The following is a 16,491-nucleotide window of genomic DNA, read 5'->3' as shown; positions in this document are numbered from 1 at the left end:
ATTTAACTTCGATAACATAACAATTAAAGCAATTTTAAAAACTTCCGTCTTCCAGCATCGGACTTCGGACAAAAAATAAGAAATGAACAGTATCGTAATCAACATAGGAAACACCAATATCCGCTTCGGCTTGTTTGATGATGACAATTGTGACATCTCGTGGGTCATCAATACAAAACCTTACAAAACCACCGACGAACTGTATGTTCAGATTTTGATGTTGTATCAAACCTATAAAATTGATATTGATAAAATTGAAAAAATCATCATCGGTTCTGTGGTGCCTCAATTGACGAAGGTGATTGCAAGTGCGGTTAGGAAAATCCATCAGAAACCGCCTGTCATCGTGGACAGAAATACGCCTTCCGGTGTGATTCCGAAATCCAAACAAATGGGAACGGATATCTACGCGAATCTTGTCGCCGCACACAATCTTTATCCGAAACAGAAGAAAATTATTCTGGATTTTGGAACGGCGCTTACCGCAAGTTGTTTGGATGAAAATGGTGAAACGCTGGGCGTGATTATCGCTCCGGGAATCATTACTTCACTCAATAGTTTGATTCAAGGAACAGCACAATTGCCGGAAATAGAACTGGTAAAACCGAAAACTGTTTTGGGATTGGACACCATCAGTTGTATGCAAAGTGGAATGGTTTACGGGTTTCTCGGAATGGTAGAAGGTTTTATTGATAGGATTAATGATGAGGTTGAGGATAATTGTTTCGTCATCGCAACCGGCGGAGTGAGCCACGTTTACAAACCTTTGACAGATAAAATCAATATCGCAGACAGACTTCACACTTTGAAAGGATTGTATTTTTTAGGGAAAGATTTGTAACTATCTTTTGTTTCGGAAAAAATCTTTTACAATCGTTGAACATTCATTTTCCATAATTCCGGTCACAACTTCCGTTTTTGGATGAAGCGATAAACCTTTGTTAATGAAACCGCGTTGTTCATCTCTCGCACCAATTACAACCTTCGTGATTTGGGACCAACTGAGCGCACCAGCACACATCACACAAGGTTCCAGAGTGACATACATCGTACAATTCTGAAGATATTTTCCACCGAGATAATTCGCTCCGGAAGTGATGGCCTGCATTTCGGCGTGGGCGGTGACATCATTCAGCGTTTCTGTGAGATTATGAGATTTTGCAATGATTCTGTCATTTGAAACAATGACGCAACCAATCGGAACTTCATCTTTTTCAAAGGCCAGTTGAGCTTCCTGGAAAGCCATTCTCATAAAATATTCGTCGTTGAACATATTTAAATAGGGAAATTCTCAGATTTTGTCATATCTGCGATGCTAGTATCCAAGATTGGAAGCATACTGTCACGAACGTTGATTAATAATTTTCTGATGCCACAAGTCGCTTCGTCTGTGCAGTCTGCACATTTTTCATAGAAATTGAGAGAAGCACAAGGCAACATTGCGACAGGCCCATCCACGATTCTGATGACATCCAAAACCTTGATGTCTGCCGGATCTTTCATAAAAGTATAACCACCTTCTGCGCCTCGTTCGCTTTTGAGAATTTTGTTTTGCTTTAGTTCTCTCAAGATTTGCTCTAGAAATTTGAGCGGAATACGCTCGTTCTCCGATATTTTTTTGGCAGAAAATAAAGAAGCATTGTCTTTCCTGTTGAGGAAAAGCAAAGTTTTGATCGCGTATTTGACTCTTTTTGAAAGCATAGTGTAAAAATAATCAAAATTTTAGATTTTGGAAATATTATTTGATGCAATAAAAAAACCGTCCCAAAATTGACTTTGAGACGGTTTGAAAATTATTATTAAATTCCTAATTAAGGAAACTTAACTCCGGAATAAGAATTAGGACTTACCATAGGGAGATTTGATCTGTATTTGTTATTAATAGCTTTAAGGAACTCGTTAGCAATGATTGCGTAACCACGTCCTAGAGGATGGACGCCATCAAGAGAGAATGCACCACCAGTTACAAATTTCGCAGTGTATTTCACACCATCCCATTGGATTCCTGATGCTGAGTTTAACTCTTTCATTTTAGCATTAGCATCTACGAAAGCTAATCCATAAGAATCAGCTAAACCTTTGATAGCCGTGTTGTATGCTTCTGTTGCTGCTTGTACTTTTGCTGCTTCTGTTTTCGTCAAAACCAACTGATCTGCAAGTGGAATGGTAACACCTCCAATCATTTGTGAAGTTGGAGCTGGCGGTAATCCTGTTGTAGGGTCTATCCCAATGATTGATGACGCGGGTAGCAAAATTAAATCCTCTGCAGTGGCATGTCTTGCCTGTCCGTACATTGCATATTGTGGAGGAAGGAAAGTTGAAATATCCAATAAACTCTTGTCCACAATTAGCACAGGATTATTAGCTGATGCAGTTAAAGTCATAAATCTTTTTGGCTGTCCAGCGCTTGCTAATGCGCCGTTTATCATAGCAAAGTTTCCATTGAGGGTAGCTGCAGATGCTGCGGCAAGTGGAACCGGATTGTAAGGAACCGTCGTGAAGTATGGAATAGATGTTACGTAAGGAATATTAGCAATAACGCCTTTTGTAGCACCTTTGCTTTTTAATCCATCTAAAACAGTCTTTATTGCAACTGTAACCAGTCCAGGATCTGAGATGTCATTAGACCTGTAAGTTGCAGGATTAGGATTGTCTTTTTGATCCGTCGCTTGAGTGTAAGTTGTTACGCCACCTACTGTCTGAGAATTGGTTCCACCATTGGTAGAATAAGACAATACATCATTCGCACCAATCCAAAGTGAGAAAAATGTTGGAGATTGCGCCATTGCATCTGCTAAAACAGTTGTAGAAGGAGAAGTCGCAAATCTCACGAAGTAAGGGTTTGCAGCAGCAATTGGCAGATTGGCAACATTTCCATAGCCTGGAGTGATTAAATGGAAAGATTTAGCTCCCGGAACACCCATATTACTAAAAGATTTTCCAGCACCTCCAATTACATCCAGAGTTGCGGCTGCAGGAGCCTGAACAGGTGATAAACTTTGACTTACAACTGTTCCCGTATGGTCTTTTTTATCTACTAATTGAAGATTGTATCTCCCTCCAAAGCCTGGAAGTCCGATGAATCCACCGACATCATTTGGCATCAAAGGTTGAGAGAATTCTCCGCCGCCTGCCAATTTCATTTGTCCCGCAAGCATCGATGGATATGATTCTGCTTGTCCGCTGGAATATAATGCACCATCTCTATATCCTGCGGTCAAAGAGTTACCTAATGCTACATATTTTGAGAAATCTGCCTCACCAGAAGTTACAACCACATCCTCTGTACTGTTTTCGAAATCATTCTGGCAACTCACCGTAAACAAAAGCGAAGCTGCTATACTTGATAAAAATATCTTTTTCATAATTAATTCTGATTTTTAAAATGCGTTATAAGATAATCCTAAACCAAAGTAAAATGCTTTAGCCTTAGCCTGTCCTGCAAAGTTGTAATAAGGATTGTTGAATGTTCTGCTTTGTGGCATTGCATAGGCACCTGAAACATCCACACCCAATTTGTTGAATTTGAATCCAAGACCTGCTGTGATCACATAAGAATCAAAAGAAGGTGTTTCTGGGATGAAGTCTTTGTCCTCATAAGGAGACTCGTCATAGTACCAACCGAGTCTTGCAGCAATCATATCTGTAACCATATATTGTGTTCCCAATCGGAAAGTCTTAGCATTTTTAAAGTTTTTCGGAGACACCAATACTGTTGGATCAGCTTGGTTCCCAACTGGAGCATTATCAAAATCCAAAGTCAATCTGCTGTATCTTTCCCATCCGTGATAGTTGAAATCTGCAGAGACTTGCCATTTTGGAGTTACTTTATATGTTGCCCCCAAAGTGATTTCATCTACCAAAGGCAATGTCGCTTTGAAACGGTCTACACCACCAGTTGCAGCCAAACCAATATTAGGATATAGTGCAGAAGAAATATTGAAAGTAGCTTTTCCGTTTTCAGCTTTCATATCCACAGGAGAACGGTAAGCAACACTCACGTCCCACTTGCTGTCCGGTTGGAAGTAGAATCCAAAACCAAAACCGTGTCCTGTAGCTTCATCATCTAATAGATTAAGAGATCCGCCAAGTTGAGTCACGCCTTTTGTCCAATCTACTTTTCCTTTTGCATAGATGTAGCTTGCTCCAAAAGATGCCCAAGGTGCCAATTTCACAGAGACCATTGGTTGGAAATAGTAACTTTTCAATTCTAATTTTTGAACCATCTCTGCGCCTTCCCAAGTCGTTGGCCATTCAATAGTACTACCAAAAGGCGTAGTAAAACTGAAACCTAATGATACATTGTCCAAAACTTTGTAGGCAACTGCTGCATAGATTGGTGTTCCTAGTGGGTTGTCAGTTTCTGCTTGTTGCAATGTGCTTGTATTTTGGTACGTCACCTTGTTAGATGCGCCAAAACCTCCGGCTACTACACTCAGTTTTGAAGGAATAAAAGAAATACCGGCAGGATTGAAAAATGCAACACTCGCATCCTCTGCGTGAGCACTGGTGTGAGCCATTGCCAACTGCTTTACACCCTGTAGCGATACTCGGAATCCTCCTGCGTATGCCATTACTCCGGCAGTTAATGCCGCGGTCATTAAAATTCTTTTCATATGTCGATTTTATTGTTTTAAAGTTGATATGTCATCGCAAATATCTGTCTTGCCAGCCAAAGCGATTTCATACAATGATTATTAATGTTCCAAATTTATAATTATTTCAATAACAATTATAAAAAATCGTAAAAAAAGTTAAACATTGCTATTCTAAGAATAATTGTTTAATTACCATAATTATTTATTCGATTGATAATATTGTAGTTATAATTTTTAAATTAAATTATTTTGAAGGAGTTTAATTTTAAACGAATTGGTTTAAACCTACTTAAAATGCAACTTTTAATTTTAAGCATATCATAAAGTATTGGTGTTTGTATTGGTTATTTATCAATATTAACATAGTATTAACTAAAAATCAATAAAAAAATATTTTTAAAAAAGATATTCATCAAGCTCTAATAAAATTTATATTAACTTTGCATTCGACATAAAAAAATTAAAATATGAGTTGTGGATGTAAAACATCCGGCGATTCTTCCCACTCTTGCGGTACGAAGAGTGCCAGTGGGTGCAGTAGTGTAGATACTTGTGGCAATAGTTATAAATTAAGTGTTTTTGACTGGCTTTCCGATGTTAATCCTTCGGGTTCAAAAAGTTCAGAATATGTGGAAGTTCGTTTTAAAAACGAACGTAAATTATATTATAGAAACGTCAACAACCTGCCTTTACATATAGGAAGTATTATCGCTGTAGAATCTAGTCCGGGTCACGATATAGGTGTAGTAAGTCTTTCTGGAGAATTAGTAAAAATCCAGATGAAAAAGAAAAATGTGCACCAAGATAGCTTGCAAAAAGTCTATCGTTTGGCAAATCAAAAAGATGTAGAAACGTGGCAAGACCTTAGAAATAAGGAAAATGCGCTCAAGGTAGAAGCGCGTAAAATTGCTTACGGATTGAATCTTGAAATGAAGATCACAGATGTTGAATATCAAGGTGATGGCTCAAAAGTTACATTTTATTATACGGCCGACAACCGAATTGATTTCCGACAATTGATCAAAGAATACGCTTCTCTTTTCAGAACCAAGATTGATATGAAGCAAATTGGCTTCCGTCAAGAATCTGCAAAAGTTGGTGGAATCGGGTCTTGTGGCCGTGAACTTTGTTGTTCTACTTGGTTGACGGATTTCCGTTCTGTGAATACCAATGCGGCGCGTTACCAGCAGTTGAGCATCAATCCTCAAAAATTAGCTGGACAATGCGGAAAATTGAAATGTTGTCTTAATTATGAATTGGACACTTATCTTGATGTATTAAGAGATTTCCCATCGTCAAGTACAGTTTTGAATACCGAAAAAGGAAGAGCATTCTGCATCAAAATCGATGTTTTCAAAAAGAAAATGTGGTTTGCGTATGTAGAAAACTCAATGGCGTGGTATGACATCGATATTTACGAAGTTCAGAAGATGATTATCCTTAATAAAAAAGGTGAGAAATCTAAGGCTTTGGAAGATGTGAAAGTGATTGAAAACCGTATGGTAACTTCTGATTTGATTCAGGAAAACAGCGTTGACCGCTTCGAAAAGAAAAATAGAAAGTCAAGACCAAACAACAACCGCGATAGAAATCCGAAACCACAGGAAAACAGACCTGCCAGACCACAATCTGACAACAAAAATCCAAGACAATCGGATAACAGAAACCGTCCGAACGAGCAAAAACCTGCGGAAAACAAAGATGGCGCACCAAAAGCTCAACCGAATGGAAATCAGCCAAGACAAAATAAAAATCCGAGACAAGGTGACAACAGAAATCGCCAAAACGAGCAAAAACCTGTAGAAAATAAAGCGACTGCGCCGATAGCTCAGTCAGCAGATAATCCGTCAGCGGAAAATAAAACGCAGAAAAAACCGTTCAAGAAACCGAAAAAGAAATTTCCGCCGAAAAATGAAGGTAATGCTTAGATTTATAGTCGTTTTTATCCTATTTTTATCTGTGAGTTCTTGTCAAAACGGAGATGATCAAGTTTTGATGAAAGAAGTTGGTAATCAATGGAAAAAGAAAACGGCTCAAACATTTGATTTTGATGTGAAAGATGCTCAAAATCAGAAAAACTTAATGTTTGTTGTTCGGAATAATAATGATTATCCGTACAGCAATCTTAGACTGATCGCCAGTATCGAACAGAATAAGAAGAATATCTCAACAGATACGCTTAATTTTATATTAGCAAAACCAAATGGAGAATGGATTGGAACAGGTTTCGGAGATACGAAAGAAATTATTTTTCAGTACAAACTCAATTATAAATTTCCAAAAAATGGGAAATATTCTGTCAAAGTTGTCCAGGCAATGAGAAAGGATATTTTGCCGGGAATAGAAGATTTAGGAATTAAAATTCAAAACTTAAAGCCATAATTTATTAATGGAAAATAAGAAAACTGAACATAAAACTTTTCCTCTGCCAGACAAGAAGAAAGCAAAATCCGGAATCAGAAAATGGATCAAGTTCATTTGGATAGCGTTTTTTGCTGTGGTTTTAGGAATTTCTGGATTGTTTTTTGCCGTTTCGCAAGGTTTTGTAGGCGATATGCCCGATGTGAAGGAGCTGGAAAATCCAGATATTTACGTCGCATCGGAGATTTATTCTTCTGATAATGTGCTTCTTGGAAAATTCGAAAAAGAAAAAACCAAACCAGTGACTTACAAACAGTTACCGCCATATTTGGTTTATGCTTTGCAGGCAAAAGAAGATGAGCGTTTCAAAGAACATTCCGGGATTGATTTAAAATCTATCGCAAGAGCAATCCGATTTGGAGGCGAAAGAGGTGGAGGTTCTACCATTACGCAACAGCTTGCAAAACTATTGTTTACAGGAAATGCTTCTCAAAATAAAATTGAAAGAGCATTCCAAAAACTGAAAGAATGGAGTGTTGCTGTAAGTTTGGAAAAACGCTACACGAAGGAAGAAATCATTGCATTATATTTCAACAAAATGGATTTCCTTTTCAATGCAAAAGGAATTGAAATGGCTTCCAGAGTTTATTTTAATAAATCTGTAAACCAATTGACTTTGCCGGAAGCGGCGACGTTTGTAGCAATGCTGGAGGCGCCAAGAAGAAATAATCCGTACAGAAATCCTGAAAAGGCGAAAGTGAGAAGAGATGTGGTTTTGAAGCAAATGTTAGAAACCGGATATATTGATAATTCTACTTATGAAAAAGCTGTAAGTGAGCCAATTGTCGTAGATTTCCACGAGATAGAATCTGTTGAAGAAGGTTACTCTGCTTATTACAAATTTTACCTAAGAAAAGAGATTCAACAATATCTCGAGGCTTACGAAAAAGAGACAGGAAAAGAACTCAATCTTTACAAAAATGGATTGAAAATCTATGTGACATTGGATTCCAGAATGCAAAGATATGCTGAGGAGGCAATCAAAGAACACTTGACAGCATTACAGAAAAATTTTGATAATGAGATGAGACGAAATCCAAACCGTCCTTATTATAATCTTAATAAAACTCAAATCAATGGTTTGATGATGTCCGCAGTCAAAAGAACAGGGCGTTACAAACAATTGAAAGCAGAAGGGATGTCTGAAGATTCTATTATGCTTGATTTCCACGAGCCGACAAAAATGACCAGATTTACTTGGCAAGGCGAAGAAGAAGTTGAAATGTCACCTTGGGATTCTATCCGTTATCACAAGCAGATTGCACAAGCTGGTTTGATGTCTATGGAACCTGCGACGGGCGATATCAAAGCTTGGGTTGGGGGAATCAACTGGCAACATTTCCAGTACGATCACGTGAAACAAGGGAAACGTCAGGTAGGATCTACTTTCAAACCATTTGTATATGCAACAGCAATTATGCATCTTGGGATGACGCCTTGTTCAGCAGTCTCCAATGCGTCTTATTCTAAAGGAAGTTGGCACGTGAAAGGTGGGGGAGGAAGCGTCACAATGAAAGAAGGTATTGCAAAATCTTTAAACCCTGTGGCAATTAGATTGGCAGAAATGTCAGGAACGGAAAATGTCATCCAGCTTGCACGAGATTTAGGTGTGACAAGTCCTATCGATAAACATTTGCCAATGGCTTTGGGTACTTCTGATATTACAATTTATGAAATGTTAGGAGCGTTCAGTACGTTCGCCAATTTCGGAAACTATACAAAACCGGAAATGATTTGGAGGATCGAAGATGCCAACGGACGCGTTATAAAAGAAGTGAAACCTGTCGTGAAAGAAGTAATGAACGAAATGTACGCTTATACAATGCTCGATTTGATGAAAGGCGTAACGGAATTCGGGACAGCTTCCGGAGAATTGAGAAGACGAGGAATTCCTGCAAGTGTAGAAATCGCAGGTAAAACCGGAACAACGCAGAAAAACTCAGATGGATGGTTTGTAGGAATTGTTCCAAAACTAGCGACTGACGTTTGGGTTGGTTGGGAAGACAGAGCAACACACTTTTGGAGCACAGGCGAAGGACAAGGAGCGAAAATGGGACTTCCAATTTGGGCCATTTATATGAAAAAGGTTTTTGCTGATAAAGCTTTGAATATTCTTCCTGAGGATAAATTCATCAAGCCAGCCAACTGGACAGGAAGTTGTTCAGATTTGAATAACCTAAGAAATGGATACGGCGACGAAGGCGGATTACAATCCATCGACGAACTGAAAAATCCAACACAAATTGTCCCAGAAAAACCCGTGAAGAAAGAAGAAAATTCTAACGAAACACTCAATTCTGGAGAAGATATAGATTTTAATAAATAAAAAATATAACCCGCATTTCTGATGCGGGTTTTTTGTAAATATGAAGCTCAATCTCATTACTCAAAAATATACGAAATTGTTTCCAGGTGATTTCTCTGGAAATATGATGCAAAGACAAACGCCCGACGTGATGTTTTGCACAGTCGAACCAGCCGATTTTGAAAAGACAGAATTAATTGATTTTAATGAAAATCTTGCTGAAGAAATCGGACTTGGGGAAATTGAAAATCAAAACGATAAAGATTTTCTCTCAGCTCAAAATCTTCCAGAAAACGTAAAAACTTATGCAACAGCTTATGCGGGACATCAGTTTGGGAATTGGGCTGGACAATTGGGAGACGGAAGAGCCATCTACGCTGGAGAAATCCAAAATGGAAATCATCAAACCGAAATCCAATGGAAAGGTGCTGGCGCAACACCTTACTCCAGAACTGCCGACGGACGAGCTGTTCTCCGTTCCTCGATTCGGGAATATCTGATGAGTGAGGCGATGTTTCATCTCGGCGTTCCAACGACTCGAGCTTTGAGTCTTTCCAAAACTGGCGAAGATGTGATTCGCGATATTCAATATTCTGGGAATCCGCAGAAGGAACAAGGTGCGGTTGTGGTGAGAACCGCTGAATCTTTCCTCAGGTTTGGACATTTTGAATTGTTGTCGGCCAGAAAACAGGAAGATTTGTTGAAGCAATTAGCAGATTATGCGATTGAAAATTTCTTCCCCGAAGTTTCATCAGAAAATAATCCCACAAAATATATCGATTGGTTTCAAGCCATTTGCGACAGAACTTTGAAAATGGTAATCGATTGGTATCGCGTCGGGTTTGTTCACGGTGTGATGAATACGGATAATATGTCAATTCTTGGTTTGACGATAGATTACGGACCTTATTCTATGATGGATGGTTATGATTTGGAATTTACACCAAACACAACCGATTTGCCGGGAAGACGATACGCGTTTGGGAAACAAGGTCAGATTTCACATTGGAACTTGGCGACTTTGGCGAATGCGATTTTTCCTTTGATTGATGATGCTGAGGTTTTAGAAAAAATCTTAGATAATTTCGGAAAGCAGTTTTGGGTGAAACACGATAAAATGTTGGCGGATAAATTTGGTTTTGATGAGGTTCTAGCAGAAGATGAAAAGTTTTTCACCGAATGGCAACAGACGATGCAGGATTTAAATCTGGATTACACCATATTTTTCCAACAACTTGAAAAACCAATTTCTGACATTAAAGCAGAAGATTTTAAAGATTCTTTTTACCGAAATATGAGTGAAACTGAATTAAAAAAATTATCGGATTTCATCGAAAAATATATGGCAAGAAAATTTAAAAATAAAATCTCAGAAACCGAATCTCTGAAATTAATGTCCAAAACAAATCCGAAATTTATTCTAAGAAATTATCTCTTGTTCGAAGCCATTCAGGATGCGGAAAATGGAAATTATGAAATATTCTTCAAACTGAAAAAAGCTTTGGAAAATCCTTACGAAAATCTATTTCCAGAATTCAATAAAAAGCGACCTTCGAAGTATGATAATCAGACGGGAAGCAGTCAGTTGTCTTGTAGTTCGTAAAATAAAGTGATTTGTTATGATTTAACATAATATTAATTTGATTTACGGTTTCCCGTAAGGAAAAGTTGTTGGTTTAAAATACCTTTGGCAAATAAACTAATATCTATGAGAAAACAATTATTCATTCTTGCAGGCATATTGTCTTGCCTATTTTCTTTTGCGCAAATTGTAAATATTCCTGACGCTAATTTCAAAGCTTATCTTGTTGGCAATCCTGCTATCAATACTAATGGCGATAATGAAATTCAAGTTTCTGAAGCGATTGCTTTTACGGGTGAAATTGATTGTTCCAATAAAGGAATTTCACTATTGTTGGGAATTGAATATTTTACAGAAATCACGGGTTTAAATTGTAGTTTGAATTCTATTCAACAATTAGATTTGTCAAATAATAAAAAATTAATTAATCTCAATTGTAGTGGAATTACTGTTGATGAATATGGTTATAATGAAGCTCCAGATGGACAAATTGAGATTTTGAATTTAAATCAAAACACAAATTTGAAAAAGTTGATTTGTTCGGGTAATAGATTAACAAATCTTGATATTTCAAAGAATCTGCAACTACAGTATTTAGATTGTAGCTATAACCGTAATTATAATTATAATAATGGGAATGAAGAAATTTATATAAGAAATTTAGATACATCAAAGAATACTAATTTGAGACATTTAGATGTTCACAATAATCAAATATCAACATTAGACATATCTAAAAATATTGAGTTAGAATTTTTGAATTGTAATTATAATAAATTGAGCAATTTAAATCTTTCATACAATTATAAGCTGAAAAATTTACAATGTAAAAATTATTCCTGGGTAGAAGGATCAAATTTAATTTCTTCACTTGATCTTACAAATAATGTAAATTTGGAAACATTAAATTGTTCTGGTAATAATTTAACAAATCTAGATATTTCGCGAAATTCCAACTTGAAGTTTTTGGATTGTAAAGAAAATAAATTAGTTAGTATAAATATTTTTTATAATTCAAAATTATTACATTTGGATTGTGGATCTAATGAGATATCATCTCTAAATTTAATATATAGTCCTCAATTGGAGTATGTAAATTGTAGCTATAACCAATTAACTAGTATCAATCTGTCTCAAAATATTAATTTAAAAAATTTTGGTTGTCACGGAAATCAGCTAAGTCAATTAAATGTTACTGCTAACACTAAGTTAGAAGGTTTATATTGCACATATAATAATCTTACTGAACTTGACGTCAGTAAAAATATTCTTTTAAAATCAGATGGCTTATATTGTTATGGTAATAAATTAACTAAGTTAGATGTCAGTCATAACCCACAGCTTGTACAGGTTTGGGCGATACCTAATTATGATTTAAAAGAACTTAATTTAAAGAATGGAAATCAAGTGAGGGTTAATTTTTGGATTGTTCCCGATACCCTACATGCTTTAGCTCCCAAACTGTTTTGTGTTGAAGTAGATGATGTAAATTGGTATTATCAAAATGCTCCATATCTGCTAGACTATATTGGTCAGGAAGCTGTTTATTCTACAAATTGTAATCTAACGTTGGCAACAAACCAAACTCAAAAATCCCAAACCAAAATCTACCCAAATCCTGTAAAAAATATTCTCACAATCCAAACAGAAGATAAACTTCAAAAAGTTGAAATCTTTTCCACAACTGGGCAATTGCTAAAAACATCTTTCGTAAAAGAAACCAATGTTGCAAATCTGCCAAAAGGCAATTATGTTGCTAAGATAACAACGGATAAAGGTGTTCAAACAGAAAAGATAATCAAAGAGTAAAATTAATTTTCAAAATTTAAAATCATAAAAACCCTTTCTGAATTTCAAATTCTGAAAGGGTTTTCTCTATTTTTGCAAAAATATCTCAAGTTTGAAACTCCTGAACAAATTTTTATCCTTCCTGAAGATCGTTTTTCCATCCACAAAAACAGAAGCTTTCATTTTTCTGTTTTTCGTGGTAGTTTATGGTGCTAATGCGTGGTTTATCGCGGATAATTTCAGTATTATTTACGACGATAGAATTCCTTGGGATGGCTATTTCAGTTTTGATAATCGGGCGATTGTGCAGACTGGAGGCGGTTTTGAGAGACATCCGCTTTCCAATTATTTTTTTGATGTTGTGCGGGATTTTGCTTTGTGGATTTCTGGGAATCGATATGATTCAGTTTTTCGGTTGGTACTGGCTTTACTTTCAACATTAATTATAAGTTTAGCCAACGTTCAGATTTTCAAATATTTGAATAACATCATCCAACTTCCGCTGAAAATCAGTTTGTTGATTTTGGCTTTTTATGGCTTATTTGTGACCAATATTTTGTTGAGTTTCACGCCGGAAACTTATACTTACACTTTGCTTTTTCTTTCAGTTTTCAATTATTACTCAGCTAGAAAAATTAATGAAGATAAAACGATTTCATTCGGCGCATCCATTTTGGGTTCGGTTTTCATCGGTGGTTTGACGATTACGAATATTGTCAAAGTTTACATTCCGTTTCTATTCGAGAAAAAAATCTTCTGGAATTGGAAAAAAATCGGAATTGCAGTTTCGAAAATGGCAGTTTCGGCAGGCGTTTTCATTTTTCTGTTTTTGTTGAGATTGGATTTTAATGTTCAGAATTTCTTCAACAAAACCGGCGAGCAATACGACAAATTCTCAAAACCGAAAGTCACGCCACTTTGGGATATGATATCTTCTTGGTTTCTCGGCGGGAATATTTTGTTCTCCAATTTTGAGATTCGCGATTATCACAACAAGGACAAAACCTTTTACTACAAAGCGTTGTTTATGGATGTTTACTCGTCCGTTGTTCCTTATCTTTTCGTTACAATTATTTTATTAATGACAATTTGGGCTGTTTTCAAAAATCACAAAAACAAATTGGTTTGGATGCTCGTCATCACGTTTTTTTTTGATGTTTTGATTCATTGCGTTTTGAAATTCGGGCTTCATACATCTTACATTTATGGTGGACATTTCGTTTTCGTTTATCCTTTGTTGATTGGCTGGCTGTTTTTCAGTTTTAAGGAAAAGAAACTTCCGCTCACATTTTTGTACGGCTCATTATTAATTCTGACCGTTTATCTTGGCTTCACAAACTTTTACAGAATGTCCGAGTTTTATCAATTTCTCGAAACTTATTACAGATAAAAAAAGCGACCCAGAATATCTGAATCGCTTTTGAATATAAATTAAAATTAAGAAAATTAGTTCTTAATGATTTTCTTGGTAATCGCTTTTCCGTTTTCCGGTTGGATAGTCAAGAAGTAGATTCCTGTGTTCAAGTTTGAAATATTGATGCTGGATCTGTTCTCTGTCGATAACAACATTTGTCCAGAGGCATTGTACAAGCTCGCTTTGAACTTCGAAATGCTTTTGTCCAATTTAATATTAATGAAATCTTTAGTCGGATTTGGATAAACATTGATTCCGGATTTAAGATTCTCAAGGTCAGAATTTCCTAAAACTTCAAGGCTGATTTGGTCTTTCAAAATTCCAAGAGATTGAGAAGTCAAATAAACTTCCGCATTCAAATTATCAACGAAACGAACAGCTCCAGAAATCACAATCGTATTGAAATAGTTTGTTGAAGCCTTTTCTGTCCAAGTGTTTCCGTTGTCGTTTGAATAGATCACTTTTGGAAACGTATCTAAATAAGTGTATCCAACTGCTACGATCTGTCCATTTTGCTTTGTAGAATGCTCAACTTTATGAACCATTCCTGTGTAAATCTTCGTCCAGTTGTTTCCACCGTCGAGAGATGTGTAGATTCCATTGGATGCAGAGATGGTGTATTGATTCAAATTTAATGGGTTTTGAGTCAATCCCAAAGCGATGTTTGGCAGAGTCAAATCTTGTAATCCGTTGGTGATTTCTGTCCAAGATGTTCCGCCGTTTGTGGTTTTGAAGATTTTGTTTCCGACGGTTACCAAAACTTCGTTAGGATTATTCTGGCTGGATTTGATTCCATAAATAAAATCTTCGTTGTAAGGTAACTCGATGAACTCCAGTTGAACATCGTCTGGATTTGCAAAATCAGCTTTGATCAATGTCGCATTTACTCCGTTAAAAGTTGCCAACCAAGCGATATTTGGATTTGCAGAATCAGTTTCTGCCGATGTGAATCCGTTGTCAAAAGTTGAATGGATTGGAATTGTTGTCGCGCCATAATCATTACTTACATTGATTGTGCTTCCCATAAAAGAAGAATTAAAAGTGTAAACTCTTCCCGGGTAATCTTTGTCTGTGTGCACCAATCCGATTTGAGCTCCCATCGGAGTTTCGTTCAAAGGGTAAACACTGATTGGCGTTTCTTCATTGGTTTCAAGATTCTTGATGGTGTAGCCATATTGAACACCGTACATCAACTTGTCTGTTCCGTTGTCATTGATGATATTCAGATTTCCCATTCCTTCAAAGAACGGATTTTTAAGCGTCGATAAGGTTACACCTTTGTCGGTTGAGATTTTCGGATAACGATTGCTGGCAATCAGAACTTCATTAAGATTGAAAGGATTGAAGTCCGCTCCAATTCCGTAGAAATAGGATTGTCCGTCCGTTAAGCCGGCGTGTTCTGTCGTTGTCCAAGTGGTTCCGCTATTGGTTGTAACAGCAATTCTGTCGTCAGCCAATATTAAAACGTGATTGCTGTCATTTGGGTTGATGTGGATTTTCGGAACGTTTTTAAGTCCCATCTCATCTGTAGACCAAGTGATTTGTGTTTGCTCAGTCCAAGTATTTCCGCCGTCAACAGATTTGTAAACGGCCTGATGCTGATCCAAATAACTCCAACGAACACCTGATCCAACATAGATAATGTTATTGTCAACTGGATCTACTTCCACAGATTGAAGAATTAATCCATTCAAAGATTCTGTCCAGGTTGTTCCGCCATCAATCGATTTGAAAAAACCACCATCTTCATCTCCAGGTCCGCCGTTGCGAACAATGTACAACGTCTGTGGATTTTTCGGATCCATAATTGCGTCATTCAAGATGACACTTTCGTGATCGGTCGCGTCATAAACTTTGTTCCAGCTAAGTCCGCCGTCAGTCGTTGTGAAAAATTTGTCTTCGTCTCCTTTTGTAAACATCGTCGCAGTATTCATATTTCCGTCATCAAAAAGAGAATAATTTTCGATGGAGAAAATAGATTCATTTTCTGGAATATTGATTTCCTTGATGATTGCAGATGATCGCAAATCGTAAACCGCAACTTTGTTAAAAGTACTTCCGCCACCAAAATATTCGATGAAGCTTAATGCGGTTCCGTTGTTCGTAAGACGCATTTCCAAAATGTTGGGCGCATATTCTGGATAAGGCAAAGTGTAAAGAACATTCCAAGTGATTCCGTTATCATTTGAAACTAAAATATGCTTTCCGATTAGCGATGTGGCGTAGATTTTATTTGGCGTCGTCTTGTCATAAACGAAATTTCTCAGACGACCATAATCTGGGTTTCCAACAAAACTGACTTGTGAAAAGCAGAATTGTGCAATCAGAATAAAAAATAAAGTAAAGACTGTTTTCTTCATATCAATTAGATTTAAATGTTTCG

At 36.8% G+C, this 16,491-nt stretch carries 12 protein-coding genes; 7 read left to right on the top strand and 5 right to left on the bottom strand.

Annotated features, from left to right (window positions below; translation table 11 throughout):
* The first annotated feature begins 82 nt into the window (after positions 1-82).
* On the top strand, positions 83-841 hold the full coding sequence (locus B0I22_RS09485) for a type III pantothenate kinase (protein ID WP_133944419.1): 759 nt from the start codon (positions 83-85) through the stop codon (positions 839-841).
* Here the strand turns inward: B0I22_RS09485 and B0I22_RS09480 are convergent, their stop codons facing one another.
* From B0I22_RS09480 to B0I22_RS09465, 4 genes are all read right to left on the bottom strand, one after another.
* Positions 842-1,273, bottom strand: a complete 432-nt coding sequence (locus tag B0I22_RS09480; protein WP_133944418.1) for a nucleoside deaminase — start codon at positions 1,271-1,273, stop codon at positions 842-844.
* A 2-nt stretch (positions 1,274-1,275) separates the two neighbouring features.
* Positions 1,276-1,701 (bottom strand): RrF2 family transcriptional regulator, encoded by a 426-nt coding sequence (locus tag B0I22_RS09475; protein ID WP_133944417.1) that lies wholly within the window; start codon positions 1,699-1,701, stop codon positions 1,276-1,278.
* A gap of 110 nt (positions 1,702-1,811) precedes the next feature.
* Positions 1,812-3,365: an SGNH/GDSL hydrolase family protein gene (locus B0I22_RS09470; RefSeq protein WP_133944416.1), complete on the bottom strand. Its 1,554-nt coding sequence runs from the start codon at positions 3,363-3,365 to the stop codon at positions 1,812-1,814.
* Between the two features lie 15 nt (positions 3,366-3,380).
* Positions 3,381-4,616 carry an OmpP1/FadL family transporter gene (locus B0I22_RS09465; protein WP_133944415.1) on the bottom strand — a complete coding sequence of 412 codons (1,236 nt, stop codon included), beginning with the start codon at positions 4,614-4,616 and terminating at the stop codon, positions 3,381-3,383.
* Positions 4,617-5,065: 449 nt separating this feature from the next.
* Between B0I22_RS09465 and B0I22_RS09460 the strand changes: the two genes are divergently transcribed.
* The 6 genes from B0I22_RS09460 to B0I22_RS09435 all read left to right on the top strand — a co-directional run bounded on the left by B0I22_RS09460 (position 5,066) and on the right by B0I22_RS09435 (position 14,084).
* Positions 5,066-6,526: a PSP1 domain-containing protein gene (locus B0I22_RS09460; RefSeq protein WP_133944414.1), complete on the top strand. Its 1,461-nt coding sequence runs from the start codon at positions 5,066-5,068 to the stop codon at positions 6,524-6,526.
* The gene (locus tag B0I22_RS09455) at positions 6,519-6,980 is read left to right on the top strand and encodes a gliding motility lipoprotein GldH (protein WP_246022182.1); all 462 of its coding nucleotides are present in this window, start codon (positions 6,519-6,521) and stop codon (positions 6,978-6,980) included. The genes B0I22_RS09460 and B0I22_RS09455 overlap by 8 nt, the downstream gene beginning before the upstream one ends.
* 7 nt (positions 6,981-6,987) lie before the next feature.
* Positions 6,988-9,345, top strand: a complete 2,358-nt coding sequence (locus B0I22_RS09450; RefSeq protein WP_133944412.1) for a penicillin-binding protein 1A — start codon at positions 6,988-6,990, stop codon at positions 9,343-9,345.
* A gap of 40 nt (positions 9,346-9,385) precedes the next feature.
* Entirely contained in the window at positions 9,386-10,927 is a 1,542-nt protein-coding gene (locus B0I22_RS09445) for a protein adenylyltransferase SelO (protein ID WP_133944411.1), read from the top strand.
* Between the two features lie 105 nt (positions 10,928-11,032).
* Positions 11,033-12,715, top strand: a complete 1,683-nt coding sequence (locus tag B0I22_RS09440; protein WP_133944410.1) for a T9SS type A sorting domain-containing protein — start codon at positions 11,033-11,035, stop codon at positions 12,713-12,715.
* A gap of 91 nt (positions 12,716-12,806) precedes the next feature.
* Positions 12,807-14,084, top strand: a complete 1,278-nt coding sequence (locus B0I22_RS09435; protein WP_246022181.1) for a DUF6080 domain-containing protein — start codon at positions 12,807-12,809, stop codon at positions 14,082-14,084.
* 56 nt (positions 14,085-14,140) lie between these two features.
* Here B0I22_RS09435 and B0I22_RS09430 read toward each other — a convergent pair whose 3' ends face one another.
* Positions 14,141-16,468: a T9SS type A sorting domain-containing protein gene (locus B0I22_RS09430; protein ID WP_133944409.1), complete on the bottom strand. Its 2,328-nt coding sequence runs from the start codon at positions 16,466-16,468 to the stop codon at positions 14,141-14,143.
* Positions 16,469-16,491: the final 23 nt, after the last annotated feature.

The organism is Epilithonimonas xixisoli, assembly GCF_004365655.1.
Taxonomy (GTDB): Bacteria; Bacteroidota; Bacteroidia; order Flavobacteriales; family Weeksellaceae; genus Epilithonimonas; species Epilithonimonas xixisoli.
Note: the sequence above shows the minus strand (reverse complement) of the source record. Positions and strands in the feature narration are given on the sequence as shown.

What these genes read in the sequence shown, in the direction of transcription:
- B0I22_RS09485 (WP_133944419.1), top strand. Translation starts at nt 83, where the DNA reads ATGAACAGTATCGTAATCAACATAGGAAACACCAATATCCGCTTCGGC.
- B0I22_RS09480 (WP_133944418.1), bottom strand. Translation starts at nt 1,273, where the DNA reads ATGTTCAACGACGAATATTTTATGAGAATGGCTTTCCAGGAAGCTCAA.
- B0I22_RS09475 (WP_133944417.1), bottom strand. Translation starts at nt 1,701, where the DNA reads ATGCTTTCAAAAAGAGTCAAATACGCGATCAAAACTTTGCTTTTCCTC.
- B0I22_RS09470 (WP_133944416.1), bottom strand. Translation starts at nt 3,365, where the DNA reads ATGAAAAAGATATTTTTATCAAGTATAGCAGCTTCGCTTTTGTTTACG.
- B0I22_RS09465 (WP_133944415.1), bottom strand. Translation starts at nt 4,616, where the DNA reads ATGAAAAGAATTTTAATGACCGCGGCATTAACTGCCGGAGTAATGGCA.
- B0I22_RS09460 (WP_133944414.1), top strand. Translation starts at nt 5,066, where the DNA reads ATGAGTTGTGGATGTAAAACATCCGGCGATTCTTCCCACTCTTGCGGT.
- B0I22_RS09455 (WP_246022182.1), top strand. Translation starts at nt 6,519, where the DNA reads ATGCTTAGATTTATAGTCGTTTTTATCCTATTTTTATCTGTGAGTTCT.
- B0I22_RS09450 (WP_133944412.1), top strand. Translation starts at nt 6,988, where the DNA reads ATGGAAAATAAGAAAACTGAACATAAAACTTTTCCTCTGCCAGACAAG.
- B0I22_RS09445 (WP_133944411.1), top strand. Translation starts at nt 9,386, where the DNA reads ATGAAGCTCAATCTCATTACTCAAAAATATACGAAATTGTTTCCAGGT.
- B0I22_RS09440 (WP_133944410.1), top strand. Translation starts at nt 11,033, where the DNA reads ATGAGAAAACAATTATTCATTCTTGCAGGCATATTGTCTTGCCTATTT.
- B0I22_RS09430 (WP_133944409.1), bottom strand. Translation starts at nt 16,468, where the DNA reads ATGAAGAAAACAGTCTTTACTTTATTTTTTATTCTGATTGCACAATTC.